Here is a 22,404-nt window from a genome sequence, read left to right on the forward strand (position 1 = left end):
CGATTAAACCCGCTTTTTTACTTCCTTTTTCATGGACGGCAACGCTATAGGGGCAAACTCTTTCATCACTTTGCGATAAACCTCACGTTTAAACGCAACGACTTGCCGCACCGGATACCAATAACTGACCCAGCGCCAGTCATCGAATTCCGGATGCGAAGTTTTTTTCAGATCCACATCTTCATCTTTGCAGGTCAGACGCAGTAAAAACCATTTCTGCTTCTGTCCTATACACACAGGATTGCTGTCACGGCGAATTAAGCGTTTCGGCAGTTTGTAACGCAGCCAGTGTTTGGTGACTGCGATAATTTCCACGTCCTGAGGACGTAGCCCCACTTCTTCATTCAACTCCCGAAACATCGCTTGTTCCGGGGTTTCACCGTCGTCTATACCACCCTGTGGATATTGCCAGGAATGCTGACCGTATCTGCGAGCCCAAAACACCTGTCCCTGGTGATTGTAAATAACGATGCCGACGTTGGCTCTAAAGCCTTCCGCGTCGATCACACAAACCTCAAGCTAAGCTACAGCTGATGTTCATCGATTCTTTCATAAAGTCCTCAGATCGGCAAACTGTATTTTTGCACCAGGTTATCCACAATTTCACACCACAAAAACCTTCACCTGTGCACTTCTACACAGCACCTGTTCACAACCCTGTGAGTAAGTTGAATTTTGTTCTGGTATAACTTTCTCACCCTGCAGAGAAGCTTAAAAAAAATCCATAAAAAATTATTATAAAACATATGGATAGCTTACTTTGCGCAGTGTTTCAGCAGTATAACAACTGTGAATAACTCAAGATGATGCCTTTTTGAGCAGTCATTTTTACTTAAAAATGATAAGGTTATTTAAAGCTCATACAGGACTTTCCATGCGCAGTTCCCCCCAGGATTTGAATGACTTACTCAGACGCTGCCACGCCATAGCCGGACTGACATTAGGCCAGTTGGCCGCTCAGCTCGAGTCGCCTTTACCACCTGACCTGCGTCGGGATAAAGGCACTGTGGGCCAGCTATTGGAACTGGCGCTCGGGGCCTGCAGTGGCAGCAAAGCTGAACCGGATTTCCCGCACTTAGGGGTGGAACTGAAAACCCTGCCGGTGGCTCAGAACGGTAAACCGCTGGAAAGCACTTATGTCTGCGTGGCACCGCTGACCCAGGTGACAGGGCTGAAGTTCGAGGATTCCTGGTTATGCCAAAAACTCAGCAGGGTGCTTTTTGTGCCTGTGCTGGCTGAACGCAGTATTCCTCTGGCAGAGCGCCAGATTGGATCGGCGTTTTTATGGCAACCCAGTGCTGAACAATGGCGTTTACTTCGCCAGGACTGGGAAGAGCTGATGGAGCTGATTAGTCTGGGCGGCCTGGCAGATATTCGTGGCGCCCATGGCAAAGTCCTGCAGCTCAGGCCAAAGGCTGCTAACAGCAAGGCACTGACCGAAGCGGTTGGAGCCCAGGGGGAGCCCATTCTGGCCCTGCCCCGGGGTTTTTATCTGAAAGCCAGCTTTACCGCCGCCATAGTGCGGCAACAATTTGGTCAGCCCTGATATTTGCCGACCAATTGCTGGTACTGACCACTTTGTTTGAGCTGCATCAATTGCTGATTAAAAGCCCCAACCTGCTCAGCGCTGACTTTTTGTTTGCTGAACATCACATAAATGGGGCTCTCCGGCAGTTTGACCTGATGCGCACTGACCTCATCGCTCAGGCCTTTGCGGCGCAGCAACGCCGTGCCGACAAAATTGTCTTCCAGCATGCCATCCACCTGTCCGTCCAACAATAACGCCAGATTCTGTTCACTCATGGCCGACTCGACAAATTGCCCACGCATTTGTTCATCCGCATAAAGCGCACTGACCTGATCGCCATAATAATAATCGCTGACGACCCCGACTTTATGTTTGGCCGCCACCATCTGCGCCACAGACTCAAAGCCAAACTTGTCCGCATCGGTTTTACGGACAAACAACTGGAATTGCTCGTTACGGTAAGGTTCGGAAAACAACGCAAATTCTTCGCGGGCCGGTGTTTTCGAAGCCCCCAGCAGCACATCCAGCTCTCCCTGCCGGAACTGAGCCAGCAGTTGTTGCCAGTTACCGTGACTGAATATCAGCTCGCAGGACATCCCTTTGGCAACCGCGTTCACAATATCGATATCCAGGCCATTAGCCTGCTCATCGTAACCCCGGAATTGATACGGCTCCCAGGATTCATAACCCACCTTCAGCTGACAGCTGACCTCCGGCGCTGCAGGTGCTGCAGCCACAGCTGGTGTTGGCGGGGGCGCTTCGGTCTGGACTTGGGCCGGCTTGCAACCGGCAAACACAACACAAAAAACTACACTACTCATCAGCCTGTAATTGTTCATAAATGGCCTCTTTCTGGTTTGTCTATCCATCAGAAAGTTTAGTTGAGCCTTTTGAAATCACTGACTTTTTTATCCGCTTAACCAGCAGCCCCCAAGCGCACAGCACTCTGTCCACCCGGCAGGGAATACCGCAAAATCCGGCCAAGCACAGTGCCATACTGGCGCCAAAAACTGCCACTGTTGTACGGAATGCCATAACGAATGGCGATCTGCTGCACCTGAATGGCCAGTGCCGGGTAATGCATTGCAGGCAGATCGGGAAACAGATGATGCTCGATTTGGCAACTCAAATGGCCGGTCAGAATATGAAACCAGCGCGGTCCGGTAAAATTAGACGACCCTAGCATCTGCCGGTAATACCAGTGCCCCTGCGTTTCATCCTGACACTGTTCTGGCTTAAATGCGTGAACCTTGGCGGTAAAATGACCACAGAAAATCACAGTGGCAGTCCACCAGTTACGCACTAAATTGGCCAGCAGATTCCCCAGCAACACCCAGGCCCACATAGGTCCGGACAACAAAGGGAAAACCACATAATCTTTCAACAGCTGCCGGGTTCCCTTAGCAAAAAAAGCTTTTTTCAGTGCACTATGGCTGATCTGGCTGCGACGCTCCGCTTTTTTCTTACCAAAAAACACCCGCTCGCCTGCCAGCTCATGATAGGACACCCCCCACTGAAACAAGGTCGACAACAGAAAGTAGGTGACCAGCTGCCACAGATTACGCAGCCGCCAGCGAAAATCATTACTGAGCCGTAACAGGCCGTAACCAAAATCCCGGTCTTTACCTATGATGTTGGTGTAGGTGTGATGTTCAAAGTTATGGGTGCGCCGCCAGGAGGCAGCGTCGCAGGCTATATCCCACTCAAAACGCTGCGAGTGCAATACGGGATCATCCATCCAGTCATACTGCCCATGCAGCACATTGTGGCCAATTTCCATATTGTCGAGAATTTTCGCCAGCGCCAGCAGCAACACCCCAACGCCCCAGCACCAGAGCGTAAAAAAACCCAACACCATCAGCAACCGGCCACTGACAGCGCAAAGACGCTGCAGCAACAGCATCCGGCGGATGTAACGGGCCTCACGCTCACCGACCTGCTCCATCACGGACGCTTTCAAAGCATTCAGTTCAAGCGCCAGCTGTTCCAGCTTAGTGTCAGACATAGACATCAGGCATCTCCCAGACGGATTGACACTGCGCTTTGTGGCACAGACACACACAACTGAATTTGTTCAGCCCCTGCAGTGGAAAGCTGCCCTGTACGCAAGTTCAGCACCACCCCGGACTCCTTCTGACAGACACATTGGTAACAGACCCCGATACGACAACCAAAACGCGGCTGCAGACCGCTCTGTTCGGCCTGACGCAATAAAGGCTCTGTGACCCCTCCCAGGGTTTGACGTTCACCCTCAGCCGTGTGCCACCATACAGGCCAGTTGCCGGTCTTTTCACTTTCCGCTGGCGCTGGCAGACGAAAAAACTCGCGCCGGCACTGCCCGGCTTCAAGACCAAGCGCGGCGCCAAACTGCAGGGCCTTATCCGTAAAGCCAAAAGGCCCACAACTGAGCAATTGGGTAAACTGTTTCTGCCCGGGCAACAGGCTGGCAAAGGAGCTGCGCCCCTGTGTGGCAGTTTCCACCAGCTGCACACTGAAGAAAGGCTGGCTGGCCGCAAGCTGCTCCAATTCCGCCAACAAGGCTGCTTCACTGCGCTCCCGCACGTAATACAACAAGGTCGCAGGCGCGGTCCAACAGCGCTGACTCAGCAACATCGACGCCAAAGGCGTAATACCGGAACCTGCGGCCAGCATCAGGCTGGCTTGGGTGGGTTCAGCCCAGACAAACGCCCCCTCCGCTTTGGAAATACTCAGCCTCAGCCCGGATTGCGCACTGAGCAGTGCAGGCAAAGCCCGGGTCATCACGCCATCAGGGTTCAGCTTCATGGTCAGTCGAATTTGTCCTTTTTGTTGCCAGTCCTGCAACGACGAGCTGATGCTGAAACGGCGCGTCAGCCAGCGCCCATTCAGTTCAGTGCCAAGTTCCACCGACTGGCCAGGGACAAAACCTGGCCATCCAGCTTGCGGCTGCAACCAAAGGCTGTAGCTTCCACGGCTCTCCTGCACCACAGACAACAGTCGGGCGCGATAAAAACCCGGTCTGTAACCAGGCCACAACCATTGCAGCAACGGCAGCAACGCCAGTGACAAACGCGGCTGATTCCCAAGCAACATAGCGCACTGGCGAAACACAAAAGAACGACGCACGGAATTTTCCCTTCAGGGCAGTTTGAGCGTACATTTGTACACTCAAATAAATAAAAATTCCAGATAAAGATCTGACCAGTTAAGATTTAAAACTATAACATTTTGAATTATATTTATTTTTTTATGAGTTTACTTGAGAAAATAAAAACTCTCTGCGAACAGATGTTCGCAGAGAGTTTCAGATTAATCTGGAATGGATAAAACTCTGGCGGCACGTCCGGGCAAAGCGGCCAGCCCCTTAGCGGCTTACAGCGCCTTTTCCATAAATACGCTTAATGGGTCAGGTTGGTAGGCAGCAAAAGGGGGTCTGTAGCTGTAACCGAGCTTTTCGTACAAACTCAGCGCTTCCGGCTGATAAATGCCAGTCTCCAGACGGGCCAAAGGGACAGCTCGCTGTTTCAGTTGCTGCTCCAGTTCCAGCATCAGTGTTTTGGATAAACCCCGACCACGAAACTGTGGCAACACAAAGACCCGCTTTATTTCGCCATAGTGGCCATCGTTGTGCTGAATTTTGACGGCCCCACAACCCGCCAGTTGTTCATCCAGATACACCCCTAAAAACACCACATTGTCTTTGGTCAGTGCTTCTGCACTTTCAATGTGATTACTTTCAGCCGGATACAGTGCCGCCAGATAAGCTTCCGACATCCGGAAAATTTGCTTTATTTCAGCAGACAGGGGGTTGGCGGGACAAATAACAACGGACATAACAGTGCTCTTGTGGTCCTGGTGATGCGTGAGGCTGGTAAAGCCAGCCTCACCCCCTGCTCAGGCTAATGCAGCCAGAGCCTGCTCGTAAGAAGGTTCATCTGCGGTTTCAGCAACCTGCTCTGTGTAAAGTACCTTTCCATCGGCACCCACCACCACCACTGCACGAGACAATAAACCAGCCAGAGGACCATTCGCAAAACTGACGCCGTAGTCCTTGCCAAAACTGCTGCGGAAACTGGAGCCATTTTTCACCTGCTCCAGACCTTCTGCCCCACAAAAACGTGCCTGAGCAAAAGGCAAATCTGCCGATACACAAAGCACTGTGGCATTACTCAGGCTCGACAACGCTGCATTGAACTTACGCACAGAGGTGGCACAGGTTGGCGTATCCACACTGGGAAAAATGTTCAGTACCAGACGCTGACCGGCAAAATCAGTCAGTTTGATGTCGGCAAGCCCGGCACCGGTCAACACAAAATCAGGGGCCTTGCTGCCCACTGCCGGTAATTCACCAACAGTCTGAAACGGGTTGCCTTTTAAAGTTACAGTTGCCATGGAGTCCTCCAAAGTTGCGATGGCATAAGAATTCGTGGCTCAGGAGCCAGTGTAAGCGCCAAAACCTTTTTTTGGCTTTTGCGGTTTCTGCTGATGGGTGATCGCCAGACTCACCTGATGGGTCTGGTCTTCAGCCAGAGTCAAAGACAAGGGCTGCCAGTCGGCATTTTGCCAGGGGTGCCACAGCCGCAACTGATACTCCCCGGCAGGGACCTGCAGCCGCACTTTGCCATCAGCGCCGGACACCGCCAGGTAAGGGCTGGTACCGACATAAATATAGGCTTGCATATAGTCATGAATATTGCAGCCGAGCGCGACAATCCCGGCTTTATCAAACAGTATTGGTGCTTCGGGTTTTCCCACGTATAGCTTCAGCTCAAATTCTTTGGCTGGGGAAAAGGAGTACACATGGTGACGGGTTTTATCCATATTGGGAAAATCAACCTGCGCCCCCTGCATCACTGCAGACACAAAAGGCACAAAGGTCAAATCCTGCTGCCGCACTTCAGCTGAGGTTGCAGGCTGAACAGCCGGTGTGCTGGCAACCAGCTCCACCACAGCGTCTTCCAGCGGCTGGCCAGTCTGATCCTGCACCTGAACAGTCACAGCCGCCTGACAAATTCCGCTCAGACCCATCACCAATACCAGCAGCATATGTTGCATCACGCTGTATCCCTGTTGTGCTGGAGCTATGTGCCAGCTTGCCAAAGCCCTTCAGATGTAAGCAGTGTAAAAGGCCTTGCTGCGGAAATCTATGACTAAATTTTGCCTGCCAGCGCCCCAAATTCGGGTTATGCTGCAAAAAAACCAAACAAGGACAACTGCATGCGTGTTCTGCCTCTGACAAGACTGCTTTTTTATTGCCAGCCACAGCTATGGCCGCAGAGTTGACGATGGCCGGTCGCGCTGAAGTTTACCTGAGCACCAGCCCTGATCATGAACCCTATGCCCTGCCCTGGTGGCAACACGGCACAGGCCAGTTGGCTCAGCAGGAGCAGTTCAGTGCGGGCCCCGCCTATCTGGTGTCACACCTGGAGACCGACAGCGCCTGGTCAGCCCAACTGCATGCCCAATGGCACAGGGCTCCTCAAGCCGGTTCCGGTATTACCGAAGGCTGGCTACAATACAGTCCCTTGCCCAGCTCAGGTTATAGATTTCGCAGCCGCATCGGTTATTTCTACCCGGCTTTGTCGCTGGAAAACACCGATATCGCCTGGACATCCCCCTATAGCAGTTACTTTTCCGCGGCAAACAGCTGGATAGCCGAAGAGATCAAAGCCAGGGGCATAGAATTCAGCCTGAGCCGCCCGGGTCGTTTCTTTCGCACAGAGCACAGTCATCAGGCCGTTCTGGGGATGTTTCAGGGCAATGACGCGGCTGGCAGCCTGCTGGTCTGGCGGGGTTTTGCCATTCATCCTTATCAGACGGCACTTGGTGAACGGGTTAATTTTGCCTATTACCCCAGTATAGGGCCACGGGGTGCTCTGCCACTCCAACCGGCCTGGGTCGAACCAACCCGGGAGCTGGACCACCGCACAGGTTTTTATCTCGGCTGGCATTGGTTATACCGCCAGACTGAACTGCGTGTGTACCACTACGATAATAACGCCGACCCGCTGGTGTTCACCAATCAGTATGGTTGGCGCACCAGGTTCAGTAATCTGGCACTGCAGCACCAATGGAACGAGCCTCTGCGTATCGTGGCTCAATGGCTGCGCGGCGAGACAGAAATGGGTGCCGGAATGGTCAAAGCTGATTACCAGTCCTGGTTTGTCCTGCTGAATTTTCAGGCGGAGCACTGGCACGGTACCTTGCGTTATGATGACTTTTGGGTCAAAGACCGTGACCAGACGACGGGAGACGATAATAACGGCGATGGTCACAGCTGGACTGTCAGGCTGACTCACCCGCTAACCGCTCAGCTCAGTACCGCTATTGAGTACAACCAGATCCACAGCAGACAGCCGAACAGAGCCCAATGGGCCGGCTGGCCTGTGGAGTTCAGTCAGAACAGCCTGAAGCTGGTACTGAGTTATCAGTTTGAACTCTGACGGGAGGTTAATCCCCCATGACCATCCAGAGCGCCAAACCAGCCATCAGCACAGCGCAGATCCGGTTCAGCCACTGCGCTTTGGCTGGATTCTGGAAAAACCGCGCCATCACCCGGCCACCGGCGGCATACAACAGCAAGCAGCTGAACTCCAGCGTCAGCAAGATAAAGAGTAATACCAACAGTTGTGGCCAGAATGCCAGTGCAGGGTCGATAAAAGGGGGTAACAAGGCCATATGAAAGGCCCAGCCTTTTGGATTGGAAACAGCGGTCACAAAGCCCTGGCTGAACAGTTGTGTGCGGGGCAGCAGCCTGCGGCCTTCCCCAGCCTGAGGTAAACGGAAACTGCCTTTGGCCCACCACATTTGCGCAGCCACATACAGCAGATACAGGGCCCCCAGGCATTTCAGATAAAAAAACCACTGTGGGAACTGCAGCATCAGCCCAGCCACGCCACAAACGGCAGCAGTCGCCACCAAACCTACGCCCAGCAGCTCACCCGCCATCATCCATAAAGCCCGGCGTACTCCCTGGTTCATGCCCACCGTCATGGCCATCGTCATACATAAACCAGGTGACACAGACACCAGAAAAAAAGTCGGAATAAATGCACCCATCAATGCCAGATTGACCATAAAGTCCTCACTGAACACAGCAACCTCTGCTGCCAAGCTGACCTGGCTCCGGTCAGAACGCACTATTGTGGCGCTGCAGGCTCAGTTCGGCAAGCTTAAGGCTTTTGACTGTCATCCAATGTCTGCAGAAACACCGCAAAACGGGGAGTCCCTTTATGGGTGTGCCCCTGGTACTTAAAACGTACCCAGCGGCCAACCGCAGGAGGCTGCCTGCGCTCAGCCAGACTGAATCCACTGCCCAGCTTAACGCGCCGCCCATCTGGCAGCTCCACCAACAGAGCCCCCAGCACGCCACTGAACTGGCCTTTGCCAGGCAAATGCGCCACTACCCGGGCTTCCGCATCGGCATAACTTTTGACTTTCAGCAGATGACTGACCCGCCCGGGCTGATAAGGCGCATCCTGCCGGTGCAACATCAGACCTTCGCCCCCTCCGATTCAACCTGGGCTAACAGTTGCTGAAGTTCCTGCTCATTGCGGACTCTCTGCTGCTGAACCAGCTGAACAAACCCGGTTTGTTGCAGCCTCTGTTGCAAAAACAGCTGACGTTCGGCAAAAGTTCCCTGATGCTGAGGGGCATCAAACACCATCAGTTTCAGTGAAGAAAAAGCCGGATCAGACACAGGCTGATGCAGCAGCTGTTGCAGCGCTGCGAAACGCTTCACCCCCAGCCAGAGCTCAGCATCTACGGGGAAGGCTGGTAGTTGCGCTTGCAGTTCAGCTGGCAACGCCAGCCAGTTGCCCGAGCGGCTGCGTAACTTATGGCCGTCCCAATACACCCGGATACCATCGTATTTCTGACTGACCAGGTACGCACTCAGATCCGTCTGGCCCTGATACAGAGTCGCCAGTTGCAGCATGGGAAGGGCTTCGGCATAAATTGCGGCAGGCACAACCAAGGGTCCTGCATAGATCAACACTGTTTTTAACATGATGGCACTCCTTTGCCTCTTTGGTGAGCGTTAAGTGTAGCCCTCAATAGCTGTTGTGCTGCCAAGGCCCGACCACGCCCAAGGCTGGTGCAGTATCAAGGTAACCCCTGGTGCTGACTTCAGGCTGACTTAAAAATTTACGATAAAAATCAATAAACTGCCCTCAAACAGTCACCTGCGGAACAAAAACTGCTTCAGGCTGTTATGGCTAACCGCAGGAGGTCTGTATGAGTCTGACCCATTTACGCCAGCACCCGTTACGGGATGCGCTGGAGCAGGAACTGCAGCAGCGTTTTTTTCCGCCACTGCAAAGCCCGGCCCAACTCTGCCAGTTTGTGCTGACATTGTCGCCCAGCTCAAGAGCCCAGGAACTGGAGATGATGCAACAGCTGGCACAGCGTCTGGCGCAGCAAGTGCTGGAACATGAACAGGATGCCAATCTGCAGTGGGGCAACCTGATGTTACGCTGGGAGCGTCACAATGAATTTTCCACCCTGACCTTTATCCGGCCGGGCCTGACGGCTGCTTTGTTTGCTGACCCTATGGCACTGGTGCCTGAACCTGACTGGCTGGCACAACTGCCGGGTCAGGTGTTCCGGGTGGTGCTGATGACTGTTGTCAGCCCAGCCGACCTGGCAGGGCGTGACCCAGCCAGTCTGTTTGCCAGCCAACACCTGATCAGCAGTGAGCTGGCGGCTGGCAAAGCCAGGCTCTGGACAGACTTTCGCAAACACAGTGAAGGGGCTGGTCGCATTTTATTACTCGACCGGGGCCTGAGCCCGGGCGCTTTAGCCGCCACAGTGCAGCAGGTGTTTGATTTGGGCAATTACCGCAAACTGGCGTTGCTGGGGTGGCCTTACTGTAAACAGGCACTGTACCAGTTAGCACAGCAGGAACATCAGTTGGCCGACATCACCCGTCGCATCGAACAGAAAACCGACGATGAAACCCGGTTGCTGGATGAGCTGATGCAACTGGCCGCGCAGTCCGGTCATCAACAGGCTGACAACGCGAGCCGCTTGCAGGCCAGCCACGCCTATTACCAGCTCACCCTGGACCGGCTGAAAAGCCTGGATGAAAGTCCGGTGGAAGGCCTGATGTCATTACAGCATTTTACCGAGCGGCGCCTGACACCGGCCTGGCGCACTGCCCGTTCCGTGCTGACCCGCCAGCAGCAATTATCGGATCGGCTGGGCCGCAGTACCGAATTATTACGCACCCAAATTACCATTCGGCTGACCCGGCAGAACCAGCATCTGCTCAGTTCGATGGAACAGCGGGTCGGGCTGCAACTGAAGCTGCAGGCGGCAGTGGAGCGTCTGTCTGTGGTGGCGATCAGCTACTATGCGCTGCAATTATTGGATAAAGCCCAGCAGAGCCTGCTGCACTGGTGGCCTGCCTGGCCTGCCGACTGGGTTGAAGCCATCAGCATTCCATTAGTTATCGCGCTGGTGTTGTGGTATTTCTGGCGACTGAAAAAACAAATCGGTGCTCATTGAGCAAAAATAATTCTATAGTGAGACAGTGACTGGCACTGGAGACGCTATGTACTGGTTGTTATTACTGTTTTGCCCACTGCTTTGGGCCTCAGACTGGTTTCCGGCACCTGTAGTTGCCGACGGCCAGCCACAGAGTTATCAGCCCCAGGCCATGGCAAATCACCCCTGGCGGCTCTGTGCTCTGTTACCTCATGGCAAGGATCATTACTGGTGGGGGGTCTCCTGGGGGCTGCAACAGGAAGCTGAGCGGCAAGGCGTATTGTTAGGGATCTACGAAGCTGGTGGTTATGAGCACCTGGACCGACAGCGCCAGCAGCTGCAAAACTGCCTTGCACAACAGGCTGATGCGCTGATTATTGGCGCCATTTCCAGCCATGGTCTGAATGATTTATTGCTGCAGGCCAAACAACAGGGCCTGGTGCTGATTGATCTGATCAATGGCATCAGCAGCGACAGGATAGATGCCCGCTCATCGGTGTCTTTTGCCGATATGGTGGACCATAGCCTGAACTATTTACTTAGCCAGCAGGTACAGCCGCAACACCAACTGGCCTGGTTACCTGGGCCTGCAAAGGCGGCCTGGGTACAGGATGCAGAACAAGGTCTGAAACTCAGGGAAAGCAGCCTGCCCTGGACAGTGCTCCATGCTGGCTATGGTGCCCCCGACAAATTTTCTCAGGCAACGCTGGTGCGTCAGCTGTTCCGCCAGCATAAACCGGACTATGTGCTGGCCAATGCAGTAGCAGCGGCGGTTGCTGCAGAATACCTGCAAAACCACCCGGAACAGCACACCGGTATCGTGTCGTTTTACACCAACCCTGACGTCGTCCAGCTGTTAGAGAACAACCAACTGCTGGCTGCGGCCACCGACTCGCCTGTGCTGCAAGCCCGTATCGCCGTTGATTTGGCGATCCGGGCACTGGAGCAACGTCCTTACCCCAAACAGGTCAGCCCACAAATCCGCCTGCTGACGGCCAGTTCCATCAAAGAGCTGGATTTGCAGCAGATTATTGCGCCCAGACAGCAATGGATGATCCGGCAACAGTTACCAGCGCTCACGGAACAGGTTCAGAGCTTGCAGCCAAAACACAAATCACCGGCATCGCCCAAACCCGGTACTATGTAAGCCTTGTCGTTCAGGCACTGGTCCAGCGCCCCAAGCCATAACCGGCAGTGAGGGGGAAACTGTTGTTGCAGCAGAGCCACGCCTTCCGGAGCTGCGATGGCACAGGCGATATGCACAGAACGTGGCACCCCATAGGACTGCAGGTTCTGCCAGACCTTCAGCAGGCTTTGACCTGTCGCCAGCATAGGATCAATCAGGATCAGATCCCGGCCAGCCAGGCTTGGCAGCGCCTGATAATTCAGCGCTATCTGCAGTGCTTCACCGTCACTTTCCACCCGGTAGGCGCCGATAAAACCACTGTCAGCCCCGTCAAACGCATCCGCAAAGCCCTGATAAAACGCCAGTCCGGCCCGCAACACTGTGACCAGTACCGGTGGCTGCTGCAGAAGCGGAATAGTTGTGTCCCCCAGCACTGTCTGTACCTGCTGTTCCGTAGTGGGCAGTTGCTTACCAATCTCAGCCGCCAATAAAAAACCAAGCCGGGTCAAATTGAACTTAAAACGTAACCTGTCTTGTTGGATCTGTGGGTCCCGCAACTGAAACAGGATTTGATGCACCAAACCAGGCGATTGATTTAACTGAAAAATATTCATGGGCAATCCTTTGGTTGTTTCACTACAGACTAGAACTTTTTCACGCTTTCCGGCAAGCCGTCTTGAAAGCGGCGCCAGCCGCAGCCATTTCAGTAAAAACCACGGAGCCTGTAATGACTGCACTTGTTGTTCTTGCCAGTTTAACCCTTGGGGTGCTGGCCGCCATTTTTGTTCCGCCTTATTGGCGCCGCTACCAGCGTTACCGGCTGATGCAGCAACCTTTTCCTCATGCCTGGCGACAAATTCTGAAACAGCGTATGCCCTATTTCCGCGCCTTACCGGCCGATTTACAGCTGCAGCTGAAAAAACTGATCCAGGTCTTTGTAGCCGAAAAGAACTTTGTCGGCTGTGACGGTCTGCAGGTGACAGACGAAATGCGGGTCACCATAGCGGCGCAGGCCTGTTTGTTGCTGCTGAACAAACCAGCACATTTTTACCCTAAGCTGCGGCAAATCCTGATTTACCCCAGTGCTTTTGTGGTGCCAAGCCAGCAACAGGATGCCGCCGGCGTGGTGCGTGAAGAGCCGCAGGTGCGGCTTGGTGAATCCTGGCAAAGTGGTCAGTTGGTACTGTCCTGGCTCGACACCCTGCAATCAGCGGCTGTCACCAATGATGGTCATAATCTGGTGATCCATGAATTTGCCCATCAGCTGGACCAGCTAAAAGGCGCAGCCACAGGGGTGCCACTGCTCGCCACTGTAGGCGCTTACCAACGCTGGACCGATGTATTTTCGGCTGAACTGCAGCAGTTGCAACAACAACTGGCCCGCGGCGAAACGACCTTTATCGACCCGTACGCGGCCACCAATCCGGCCGAATTTTTTGCCGTGCTCTCGGAAGTATTTTTCGAACAACCGAAGGAATTGTCGGTGCGGCATCCACAACTTTACCAACTGCTGAGGCAGTATTATGCGCTCGATCCATTGAGCTGGTAGGGTCCATCGGCCATAATAGCGCCTCTTTTTTTGCCGAGGATTGCCCAGATGCAAGTCAGCCAGAACAGCGTAGTGCAATTTCACTACACCCTTCATGATGAAAACGGTCAGCTAGAAAGTTCAAAAACACAAGAGCCGGTGCTGTACCTGCACGGCCACCAGAACCTGATCCAGGGTCTGGAAAATGCACTGGCCGAAAAAAAAGCCGGCGACAGTTTCAGCGTGACCCTGGCTCCGGCCGACGCTTACGGCGAACGTCGCGACGATGCGATCCAGACTGTGCAGGTGAAACACCTGATGGGCGCTAAAAAATGGAAACCAGGTATGGTCGCTGTGGTCAATACCAGCGAAGGTCAGCGCCAGGTCACTGTAGTGAAAGTGGGTATGTTTAAAGCCGAAGTGGACACCAATCACCCGTTGGCCGGTAAAACCCTGACTTTCCACATTGACGTGCTTGATGTGCGGGAAGCCAGTGCCGAAGAGATCGAACACGGCCATGCCCATGGCGTTGGCGGTCACCACCATCACTAATCTCGTCTGCTGTTGTTGTTTAAAGCCCGCTGTGCGGGCTTTTTAATGCGCGCAACCCCATTGCCCGTCCCGATATGATCCATTAACTTAGTCATTCACTTCATCTGGTTCACACTCAAGGGAAAGCCATGGCCAGACTCTGTTGCCTGCTGATCTGTTGCAGCCTGCCGTTTTCTGCAGCAGCCAAAGACCAGCTGAACTGGGCCATTAATGCGGCGCCGCCTTTCCATATTACGGAAGGGCCATTGAAACAACGGGGACTCTGTGACGCGTTGGTCCGCAGTGTCAGACGCCAGCTACCCGATATCGCACAACCACAGCAAATCATCCCGCAACCCCGTATTCACCAATTGCTGAATGAAGACCAACAGCTGTGTTTCCCTTGCATGATCCATCAGGACAAAGCAACCAAGACGGCTGTATTTACCAAGCCCACCCATTATTATCCGCCGCAGGGTATTTTAACCCGAAAAGCGCTGGCCGACTTTTTGCGCCAGCAATTTGGCTCACCGGTCTCGCTGGCCGCCGTACTGAAAAGCAACAGCTTCAAACTGGGCCTTGCTGCCGGGCGGCGCTATGGCAGTCTGCAGCCTTTGTTAGAGCAGTATGCGCAAGACCCATGGATACGCTCGGGTGATGGCAGCATGGTAGCGCTGCTGCAGATGATCCAGTCTGGCAAACTGGATTACAGCCTGGATTACCCCATGGTGCTGCGTTACCTGCAGCAAACGGCGCCGCAGATGGCCCAAGGTCTGGTTTACCTGCCAATTGCAGAATTACGACAGCCTGTTGCCGGCGCTATAGGCTGCGCCAACAGCGAGTGGGGACAACAAAAAGTCCGGCTGATCAATCAGGTACTGCAGAAAGTCAAACAGGACCCCGACTTTACAGAGGCACAGAAACTCTGGCTGGCCCCGTCTGCGCCAACCGCCGCTATTGAGCACTGATAAGTCTGGAAAATTCAGCTGCACAAGGCTGGTAATCACGTTAGAATCGAAATCACGGACAGTTGCACAGTGCCATGGAACCCAATTTGTCGTCCCCACCAGAAATGAATCAGATACAGTTTGATAATTACCGTGAAGACAGAGCAGCAGAAGCTGCAGCCACTGCGTTGCCTGTACGCAAACGTAGGAGCCTGATCCCATGGCTGTTTTTATTACTGCTGCTGTCCATTGCTGCGCTGGTAGCTTACGAATTACATACAGCCCATTATCAGTCGACTGAAATCAGTAAATACGCCAGAAACCTGACCTATCAACTGCGTGAAGGTCCAACCGATCAGGTGGTTTACCCTGTGGCTGGCCCTTTTGATCAGCGCCTCGGCTATTCCAAACTACCAAAATTTTTACCCAGACTGACACAAAATAACTTTCAGATTGAACGTCAGGCACAGTTTTCACCACAGATGCACTTCTATAGCCAGTTGGGCTTTTTCCCCCCCTACCGCGAAAAAGCTCAGGCAGGCTTGTTGATTGGCGACTGCCGCAATGAAGAACTGTTTTCGTTTGCTCACCCTCAGCGGGTGTATCAGCACCCTGCCGAAGTACCGGCACTGGTGCGCGACAGCCTGCTGTTTATTGAAAACAGGAAACTGCTGACGTCGCCGCCCCGAGCCAACCCGGCCGTAGACTGGCCACGTTTTATGATGGCGGCTGTGTCTCAGGTCGGCAAAGTGCTGAACCTGGAAGGTCAGTCCGCTGGTGGCAGTACCTTAGCCACACAGATTGAAAAATACCGGCATTCACCTCAGGGGCTGACCCGTAACTTTACTGATAAATTCCTGCAAATGGTGTCAGGTTCAGTGCGGGCTTACCGCTATGGCGCCGATACGTCGCTCAGCCGGCATGAAATTGTGCTGGATTATCTGAACTCTGTCCCTCTGTCTTCGGCGCCGGCTTTTGGCGAAGTGCACGGTGTAGGGGATGCACTCTGGGCCTGGTTTGGCACCGACTTTGGCCGCTTTAATCAAGTGATGCGGGCTCCACTGACCGAACAAAACCTGAAACTCAAAGGACTGGCGCTGCGTCAGGTGCTGGCGCTGATGATAGCCCAGCGTCGCCCCTCCTATTATTTGCTGCAGGGCCACGACGATCTGGAGCAACTGACCGACAGCCACCTGCGGGTGCTGGCCAATGCCCGGGTGGTCGACAAAGCCATTGCCGATGCAGCGCTGGCGCAGCGTCTGGTGTTTAAAGGCGGCAAAGCCCCGGTATTGAAGTTAAGTGCGCAGGAGCTGAAAGGCATTAATGTGGCCCGCGGCCGGCTTGGCAATCTGTTGAACCAACAGCTTTATGATCTGGACCGGTTGGATCTGACGGCCAAGGTCGCCCTGCACAATGAGCTGCAACAGAAAGTCAGCCAGTACCTGAACAACCTGGCCTCCCCTGCTTTTGCTGAAAAAGTCGGTCTGTTGGGCGAGCGCCTCTTATCAGCGGACAGTACAGGGCAGGTCACTTACAGCTTTACCTTGTTTGAGCGCACCCCCAGTGGAAACAGGGTGCGGGTGCAAACCGACAATACAGACCAGCCCTTTGATTTAAATGAACAAAGTAAGCTGGAACTCGGGTCAACCGCCAAATTGCGGGTACTGACCACTTATCTGGAAATTATTGCTGAGCTGCATGACGCCTTTGCCGAAGAATTACCGGAAAACCTGCTGAATCTGGAAATTGCGCCCAATGACCAGTTAACCCGCTGGGCAGCTCAGTACATGGCGCACACTACAGACCGCGATTTAAGCAAAATGTTGGATGCCGCGTTACAGCGTACCTATTCCGCTTCGCCGCATGAGCGCTTTTTTACCGGTGGCGGTTCGCAAGTGTTTGGGAACTTCCAGAAAAAGGACGACGCCAAAGTCGCGACTGTGTTGCAGTCGCTGCAGGAATCGCTGAACCTGCCCTTTGTCCGGCTGATGCGTGACATTGTGGCGTACAGCAGCAGTTACCAGACGGCCGGCAGCAGCTCGCAGCTGCTGAAAAACGACAACGATCCGCGCCGGGAAGAGTACCTGCGTAAGTTTGTCGATAAAGAAGGCACCACCTTCCTGTCACGCTTCTGGCGCAAGTACCAGAAAAAAACTGAAGCCGAGCGCCTGGATATGTTTTTTGAAGGCTTAAAACAAACGCCGGACCGGCTGGCTGCAGTGCACCGTTATTTATTGCCCGAGTCTGACTTTGCTGTATTCAGTGCCTTTTTGCAGCAGCGTCTGCCAGAGGAAAACCTGACCGTCAAAGACATTGATGAGCTGTACAACAAATACGGCCCGGGTAAATTCAGCCTGCCGGATCAGGGTTATATAGCCCGGGTCCACCCGCTGGAACTCTGGCTGTTAAGCTACTTGCAGAAGAACCCGGAAGCCAGCTTCCAGGATGCAGTCGACAATTCCAAAGAACAACGCCAGCAGGTGTACCGCTGGTTATTTAAAACCTCGAATAAATCGGCCCGCGACACCCGCGTGCGTATTATGCTGGAGGTTGAAGCCTTCCTCGATATTCACCAGCGCTGGAAAAAACTGGGTTACCCCTTTGATTTCCTGGTGCCGTCCCTTGGCACTGCGCTGGGCAGTTCGGGCGACCGCCCTGCCGCTTTGGCAGAGCTGATTGGTATTATCCAGAATGGTGGCCTGCGCCTGCCGACTGTACGTGTCGACGCACTGCATTTTGCCGCTGGCACGCCTTATGAAACCCAGCTGCGTTACCAGCCGGCTGCCCCAGAGCGGGTGATGAAAGCCGAAGTAGCACAGGCACTGAAACACGCCCTTTCAATGGTGGTGGCCGACGGTTCAGCCCGTCGTCTGCAGGGGGCATTTCTGAATGGCGACCAAAGTGCTATGGCCATAGGTGGAAAAACCGGTACAGGCGATAACAAAGTGGCGACACAGGTTATTCGCGGTAAAACCGTGGCCGCCACCAAAGTCAGCCGCACCGCCACCTTTGTGTTTTATTTGGGAGAAAACTACTTCGGTACCCTGACCGCTTTTGTGCCGGGCAAAAGCGCGGAAAACTTCAGTTTTACCTCTGCCCTGCCGTTGCAGGTGCTCAAGGGTATGGCCCCGCTGCTGACGCCTTATCTGCAACAGCCGGAGTTATGTCAATAGTACGACATGCAGCCAGCCTCAGGCTGGCTGTTCTGTTCAGGAAGCCGGATGCCAGACACCGCCGCTGAAATGCTGTTCGATATAACCTAAAAGTTCCGCTTGTGGCACAGGCCGTGCTATCAGGTAGCCCTGCGCCATATCGCAGCCATGCCGGCGTAAAAACTCCAGCTGCTGAGGGGTCTCCACCCCTTCAGCGACCACCTGCAGTTCTAGCTGATGCATCATCGCAATAATAGAGGTAATGATCTGGCCATCCGCTTTGTTTTCCAGCATGCCGGACAAAAAGCTTTTATCAATTTTAATGCTGTCCATGGGCATTTGCTTCAGGTAGTTCAGCGATGAATAGCCGGTGCCAAAGTCATCAATGGCCAGGTACACACCCAAGGTCTTAATTTGCTGCATGCGTTTAAGCATGCTGTCGATGTCCTGGACTAAGGTACGTTCGGTCAGTTCCAGCTCAATAAAACGCCCGTCCACTTCATACTGCTGCAACAACGCGGTCAGACGGCTGAACAACTCCGGATCGCTGAACTGCTCCGCCGAGAGGTTGATCGCTATCCGTAAGTCACGCCAGCCGGCGTATTGCAGGCTCAGACTCAGCTGCAGGCAGCGTTCAATAATCCAGTAGCCCAGCGGAATGATTTGGCGGTTCTGTTCCAGAATAGGAATAAACTGGTCCGGCGGTACATGGCCCCGCTCCGGATGCTTCCAGCGGATCAAGGCTTCAAAGCCGACCAGCCGGCCAGTGCCCACTTCCATTTGTGGCTGAAAACTCAGACTGAATTGTTGCTGGCTCAAAGCCAGAGTTAAATCCTGCTCCAACCCGACGCGTTGCCGTACCCGCTGGTACATATCCAGGTTATAGGCCTGAGCGCCGTTACCACCATTCTGCTTGGCTGCATACATCGCAATATCAGCCTGACGGATCAAATCATCGGCCGCCGATTCAGCATCGTCACACAATCCAATACCAATACTGGCAGTCATCAAAAAATCGCGGCCATCCAGATTAAAAGGTGGCGCCAGCAATTGCAGCAGGGTACTGGCGAGCTGAAAGGGTAAATCTGCCTCTTTGCACTGGCTTTGCACCAACACAAACTCATCCCCGCCAAAGCGACACAACAGCAATTGTTCAGCCTGCACAGACTTCAGCCGTTCAGCCACCTGTTTCAGCAGGTCATCGCCCAGCGCATGGCCCAGACTGTCGTTGATGCGTTTGAAATCGTCTAAATCAACAAAAAGCAGACTGATAAAGCCTTGAGGCTTAGCCTGCTTCAATAACAACCCCAACTGGGATTGCAACATATTCCGGTTAGGCAGGCCTGTCAGTAAGTCATACATCGCGACTTTTTCCAGTTCCTGGGTGTGCAGTTCCAGCCGTTGGTTCAGTTGTTCCAGCTCCACCGACAATTCCACCGCGGCTTCGCGTAAATAGTCCACCTCGTCAGTCAAGAGACCGTCACGGCTCTGGCTGTCCAGACGGAATTTCTGGTACTGCTTTTGTGACAACAGGGGCAAGGCCCGGGTCAGACTGCTCAGTCGCAGGCTGATCCGCCGCATCATCAGATACACCAGCAGCAACATAGCCACCAATAAGGCCACGCTGGACCACCAGAGCTGGCTGCGGTACTGCTGGTCTGTCTGTACAAAGTCGGTGATATCTTCAATCACCGCCAGATAGATCCCTCTGGGCTGCAGCATAAAAGCAGACAGCAGGTAATAACGGCCCCCCTGCTCCATCTGCACGCCTTTATGCAGCAGCACTGTGTTCAGTTCATCCGGTAATTTTTGCAGCAACTGTCTGGCCAGCAGAGGATTGGAACCGGACAGCAACTGATGGCTGACGTCCCCCTGGCCTGCGTCCAGGCGGACCAGCGCCAGATCCGCGGCCAGGCTCTGATGCAGCGCCGACAACATATCCACCAGGGTAGTGGTCACACTGATCACCGCAATATCTGCATTGGCATTGAGCACTGGCACGCTGAGCTGGCGTACGCAATAGTCCTTGCACAAGTACGCGCTGGCAGGGCTCTGCTGGCGCAGCACCTGTTGTACCAGGGCCGGGTCAAACAAACCTGGAGTGGGCTGGCTGGCAAATAACATGCGCTGACTGGCGTCATGCAGCCAGAGCTGATCAATATTCAGATGCAGCTGCATAGTGGCACTTTGTGCCGCCAGTTGGCGGCTGAAGCTGCTGAAATCCTTGTGCTGATTCAGTTGAATTAAATCAACAAAACTTTCCAGCCATAAGCGGATCTGTTGTTCTGCTATCTGGTTCTGCTGCATAAACTGCTGCTCAGCGTAATTACGTCGTAATTGCTGCTGCCGCTCAAAGGCGGCATCCATCCTGAACAGGCTCAAGCCTGTATGCAATAAAGTCATCACCAGCAGCACTGTGCTGGTTAAAAGCAGAAATTTCAGCGGTAAAGACAACGACGCCGATTTCATGACTCAAAACCAGTACATCAGTTGCAGCGCCCAGAGTTCCCAGTGTTTTTCCCTGTTGTGCTGAACATCAGGCAACACCGGATAGGCCAGCCGTGCAGTACCCTCAACCCAATGGTGCTCCAGCATCAACCTCAGGTTATCGTCCAGGTCAATACTGAGGCCGAGGCTAAGATCGTTCTGATACCCAAAATAAGCCGGAACCAAACCGCCCGTGCTGGCAGGGAAATTGCTGCCACTGCGGTTATCTTTGTCCAGATCGAAATTGTCATAGGTCAGGCTGAACCAACTGTTGTCCAGCCATTGATAACGCCCCTGCAGATACCAGCCCTGACTGAAGCTGCCTCTGCGAAAGCCAGGGGCAAAAAAGTCATAAATGCTCATCCGCTCCTGCAGCCATTCGCCGGACAGTTCCCAAAACTCAGCGGCATACCGAAAGTTCGCCATCACCCGCTGCACCGTAATACCCCCGTCGAAGTAATAATCCTGCTCAGCGCTGTCATAACTGAAATCAGAATCGAGCAACGAAATGCCCCACTGCCAGCCACTGTTGGCTGGTCGCCAGTACAGGCTCATCTGGTGGACATAATCCTGTTCGGCATCGCCCTGTGCCAGAGTACTGATCAGCAACTGGCTTTGTTCTTTGCTGAGGTTGGTGGCGCCATAACTCCAGTTCAGTTCCCATTCGCCTCTATCCGTCATCCGGATGGCTTTGAGCGCCAGGCCGTCACTGCCCATGGCAATATCACGGAACGAATCAAAATAGACCGACTGAGGCAGCACAATGGCATTGCGGGTAAAGGGCACGTCGCGGGTGGCCGAATAGAGCCAGTGCTGATTTTTAAAACGGCCAAAATACAGATCCAGCCGCCAGTCAAAACTGCTGTGTACAGTCCAGTCCAGAAACAGATAATCCAGTTTACTGCCCTGAACAAAACGACGGCCGCCGTCCACATAAACCACCTGCCCCGCCAGACGCAGCTCTTCGGTCAGTGTCCAGGCCGCATTCAGGCCCACTTCAGTCAGTTCTGCGGATACCTTGTCATCCAGATTGACAAAATTGGTGTCTTTGGCCTGCATCAGTCCCTGCGAGACAAAACCATGCCAGCTGGGCTCAGTGGCCTGCACCTTGCCACTCCATGGCAACGCCAGATTAATGGCGAACAGGCAGCACAGTAACGGATGAATCTTCATCGGCATCCTCAACATATCCTATGGCACCTGTGGTGCTGCTGACCATTTCCAGCATTTGTGCGGTGGAGTTCACCACAACGGGCGCCGACCCCAGACCTGAATAGGTAATTTTTTGCCAGATCCTGTCCAGCTGGTAAGGGAACATCTGGAGTTTTTGCTTGCTGAACTCTTGGTGCAGCTGTGTTTTGGCAGGCAACACAAAGACCCGGATCGGTTTACCGTCGGGCCAGTTCTGCTGGCGCATGGAATAGATACTGCGCAGCTGTATGACATTCAGTTCAGTCATTGCGACGCCGGGATGCACAATCACATCCAGCGCCAAACTGCAGCCTGAATAAAGCAACAACAAACAAGTGACCAGTCGGCGGCTCACGTCGCAGCGTTCCCTTCGCAAATCAGAATTTGAAAAATTCAGTAAGTGATGCGCAGTATAGCCAGCCGCCAATGAAATTAAAGGACGAAAGAGT

The 22,404-nt window shown here is 53.7% G+C and carries 22 protein-coding genes; 8 read left to right on the top strand and 14 right to left on the bottom strand.

Annotated features, from left to right (window positions below):
• Positions 1-3: 3 nt before the first annotated feature.
• Complete coding sequence (rppH, locus tag WKJ03_RS05425; RefSeq protein WP_337841150.1) at positions 4-507, bottom strand: RNA pyrophosphohydrolase; 504 nt, start codon at positions 505-507, stop codon at positions 4-6.
• Positions 508-874: 367 nt separating this feature from the next.
• On the opposite strand from rppH, the gene mutH reads away from it, so the two are divergent.
• The gene (mutH, locus tag WKJ03_RS05430) at positions 875-1,546 is read left to right on the top strand and encodes a DNA mismatch repair endonuclease MutH (RefSeq protein ID WP_337841151.1); all 672 of its coding nucleotides are present in this window, start codon (positions 875-877) and stop codon (positions 1,544-1,546) included.
• Here mutH and WKJ03_RS05435 read toward each other — a convergent pair.
• From WKJ03_RS05435 to WKJ03_RS05460, 6 genes are all read right to left on the bottom strand, one after another.
• Positions 1,537-2,349, bottom strand: coding sequence for a transporter substrate-binding domain-containing protein (locus WKJ03_RS05435; RefSeq protein WP_337841152.1), 813 nt, complete (start codon positions 2,347-2,349; stop codon positions 1,537-1,539). The two genes, mutH and WKJ03_RS05435, sit on opposite strands and share 10 nt — an antisense overlap.
• Before the next feature lie 95 nt (positions 2,350-2,444).
• Complete coding sequence (locus tag WKJ03_RS05440; RefSeq protein WP_337841153.1) at positions 2,445-3,539, bottom strand: acyl-CoA desaturase; 1,095 nt, start codon at positions 3,537-3,539, stop codon at positions 2,445-2,447.
• Positions 3,539-4,633 carry an iron-sulfur cluster-binding domain-containing protein gene (locus WKJ03_RS05445; RefSeq protein ID WP_337841154.1) on the bottom strand — a complete coding sequence of 365 codons (1,095 nt, stop codon included), beginning with the start codon at positions 4,631-4,633 and terminating at the stop codon, positions 3,539-3,541. Before WKJ03_RS05445 ends, WKJ03_RS05440 begins: the two co-directional genes overlap by 1 nt.
• Before the next feature lie 246 nt (positions 4,634-4,879).
• Positions 4,880-5,341 carry a GNAT family N-acetyltransferase gene (locus WKJ03_RS05450; protein ID WP_337841155.1) on the bottom strand — a complete coding sequence of 154 codons (462 nt, stop codon included), beginning with the start codon at positions 5,339-5,341 and terminating at the stop codon, positions 4,880-4,882.
• Positions 5,342-5,401: 60 nt separating this feature from the next.
• A complete protein-coding gene (tpx, locus tag WKJ03_RS05455) occupies positions 5,402-5,899 on the bottom strand; it encodes a thiol peroxidase (RefSeq protein ID WP_337841156.1) in 498 nt (165 codons plus the stop codon).
• Positions 5,900-5,938: 39 nt separating this feature from the next.
• Entirely contained in the window at positions 5,939-6,562 is a 624-nt protein-coding gene (locus WKJ03_RS05460) for a methylamine utilization protein (RefSeq protein ID WP_337841157.1), read from the bottom strand.
• Positions 6,563-6,774: 212 nt separating this feature from the next.
• Between WKJ03_RS05460 and WKJ03_RS05465 the strand changes: the two genes are divergently transcribed.
• Positions 6,775-7,950, top strand: coding sequence for a hypothetical protein (locus WKJ03_RS05465; RefSeq protein WP_337841158.1), 1,176 nt, complete (start codon positions 6,775-6,777; stop codon positions 7,948-7,950).
• 7 nt (positions 7,951-7,957) lie between these two features.
• Here WKJ03_RS05465 and WKJ03_RS05470 read toward each other — a convergent pair whose 3' ends face one another.
• Genes WKJ03_RS05470 through WKJ03_RS05480 form a run of 3 tightly spaced genes read right to left on the bottom strand, consistent with a single transcriptional unit; the run spans position 7,958 to position 9,515 of the window.
• A complete protein-coding gene (locus tag WKJ03_RS05470) occupies positions 7,958-8,620 on the bottom strand; it encodes a LysE family translocator (RefSeq protein WP_337841159.1) in 663 nt (220 codons plus the stop codon).
• Positions 8,621-8,679: 59 nt separating this feature from the next.
• A complete protein-coding gene (locus WKJ03_RS05475) occupies positions 8,680-9,000 on the bottom strand; it encodes a hypothetical protein (protein ID WP_337841160.1) in 321 nt (106 codons plus the stop codon).
• Entirely contained in the window at positions 9,000-9,515 is a 516-nt protein-coding gene (locus WKJ03_RS05480) for a hypothetical protein (RefSeq protein WP_337841161.1), read from the bottom strand. Before WKJ03_RS05480 ends, WKJ03_RS05475 begins: the two co-directional genes overlap by 1 nt.
• Positions 9,516-9,742: 227 nt before the next feature.
• On the opposite strand from WKJ03_RS05480, the gene WKJ03_RS05485 reads away from it, so the two are divergent.
• Positions 9,743-11,014, top strand: coding sequence for a DUF3422 domain-containing protein (locus tag WKJ03_RS05485; protein WP_337841162.1), 1,272 nt, complete (start codon positions 9,743-9,745; stop codon positions 11,012-11,014).
• Positions 11,015-11,060: 46 nt separating this feature from the next.
• Positions 11,061-12,140, top strand: coding sequence for a TMAO reductase system periplasmic protein TorT (torT, locus tag WKJ03_RS05490; protein ID WP_337841163.1), 1,080 nt, complete (start codon positions 11,061-11,063; stop codon positions 12,138-12,140).
• Here the strand turns inward: torT and upp are convergent.
• The gene (gene upp, locus WKJ03_RS05495) at positions 12,083-12,733 is read right to left on the bottom strand and encodes a uracil phosphoribosyltransferase (protein ID WP_337841164.1); all 651 of its coding nucleotides are present in this window, start codon (positions 12,731-12,733) and stop codon (positions 12,083-12,085) included. The genes torT and upp overlap by 58 nt on opposite strands.
• 113 nt (positions 12,734-12,846) lie before the next feature.
• Between upp and WKJ03_RS05500 the strand changes: the two genes are divergently transcribed.
• The 4 genes from WKJ03_RS05500 to WKJ03_RS05515 all read left to right on the top strand — a co-directional run bounded on the left by WKJ03_RS05500 (position 12,847) and on the right by WKJ03_RS05515 (position 18,298).
• Positions 12,847-13,668 carry a M90 family metallopeptidase gene (locus WKJ03_RS05500; protein WP_337841165.1) on the top strand — a complete coding sequence of 274 codons (822 nt, stop codon included), beginning with the start codon at positions 12,847-12,849 and terminating at the stop codon, positions 13,666-13,668.
• A gap of 48 nt (positions 13,669-13,716) precedes the next feature.
• A complete protein-coding gene (locus WKJ03_RS05505; RefSeq protein WP_337841166.1) occupies positions 13,717-14,199 on the top strand; it encodes a peptidylprolyl isomerase in 483 nt (160 codons plus the stop codon).
• 128 nt (positions 14,200-14,327) lie between these two features.
• On the top strand, positions 14,328-15,146 hold the full coding sequence (locus tag WKJ03_RS05510; RefSeq protein ID WP_337841167.1) for a TIGR02285 family protein: 819 nt from the start codon (positions 14,328-14,330) through the stop codon (positions 15,144-15,146).
• 86 nt (positions 15,147-15,232) lie between these two features.
• Positions 15,233-18,298, top strand: a complete 3,066-nt coding sequence (locus WKJ03_RS05515) for a transglycosylase domain-containing protein (protein WP_337841168.1) — start codon at positions 15,233-15,235, stop codon at positions 18,296-18,298.
• A gap of 36 nt (positions 18,299-18,334) precedes the next feature.
• Here the strand turns inward: WKJ03_RS05515 and WKJ03_RS05520 are convergent, their stop codons facing one another.
• Genes WKJ03_RS05520 through WKJ03_RS05530 form a run of 3 tightly spaced genes read right to left on the bottom strand, consistent with a single transcriptional unit; the run spans position 18,335 to position 22,310 of the window.
• Positions 18,335-20,746, bottom strand: a complete 2,412-nt coding sequence (locus tag WKJ03_RS05520) for an EAL domain-containing protein (RefSeq protein WP_337841169.1) — start codon at positions 20,744-20,746, stop codon at positions 18,335-18,337.
• A gap of 3 nt (positions 20,747-20,749) precedes the next feature.
• On the bottom strand, positions 20,750-21,937 hold the full coding sequence (locus tag WKJ03_RS05525; protein WP_337841170.1) for a hypothetical protein: 1,188 nt from the start codon (positions 21,935-21,937) through the stop codon (positions 20,750-20,752).
• Positions 21,897-22,310: a hypothetical protein gene (locus WKJ03_RS05530; protein WP_337841171.1), complete on the bottom strand. Its 414-nt coding sequence runs from the start codon at positions 22,308-22,310 to the stop codon at positions 21,897-21,899. The genes WKJ03_RS05525 and WKJ03_RS05530 overlap by 41 nt, the downstream gene beginning before the upstream one ends.
• Between the last annotated feature and the right edge of the window lie 94 nt (positions 22,311-22,404).

Origin of the sequence: Rheinheimera sp. (genome assembly GCF_037442525.1) — a bacterium.
In the GTDB taxonomy this organism is placed as follows: domain Bacteria; phylum Pseudomonadota; class Gammaproteobacteria; order Enterobacterales; family Alteromonadaceae; genus Pararheinheimera.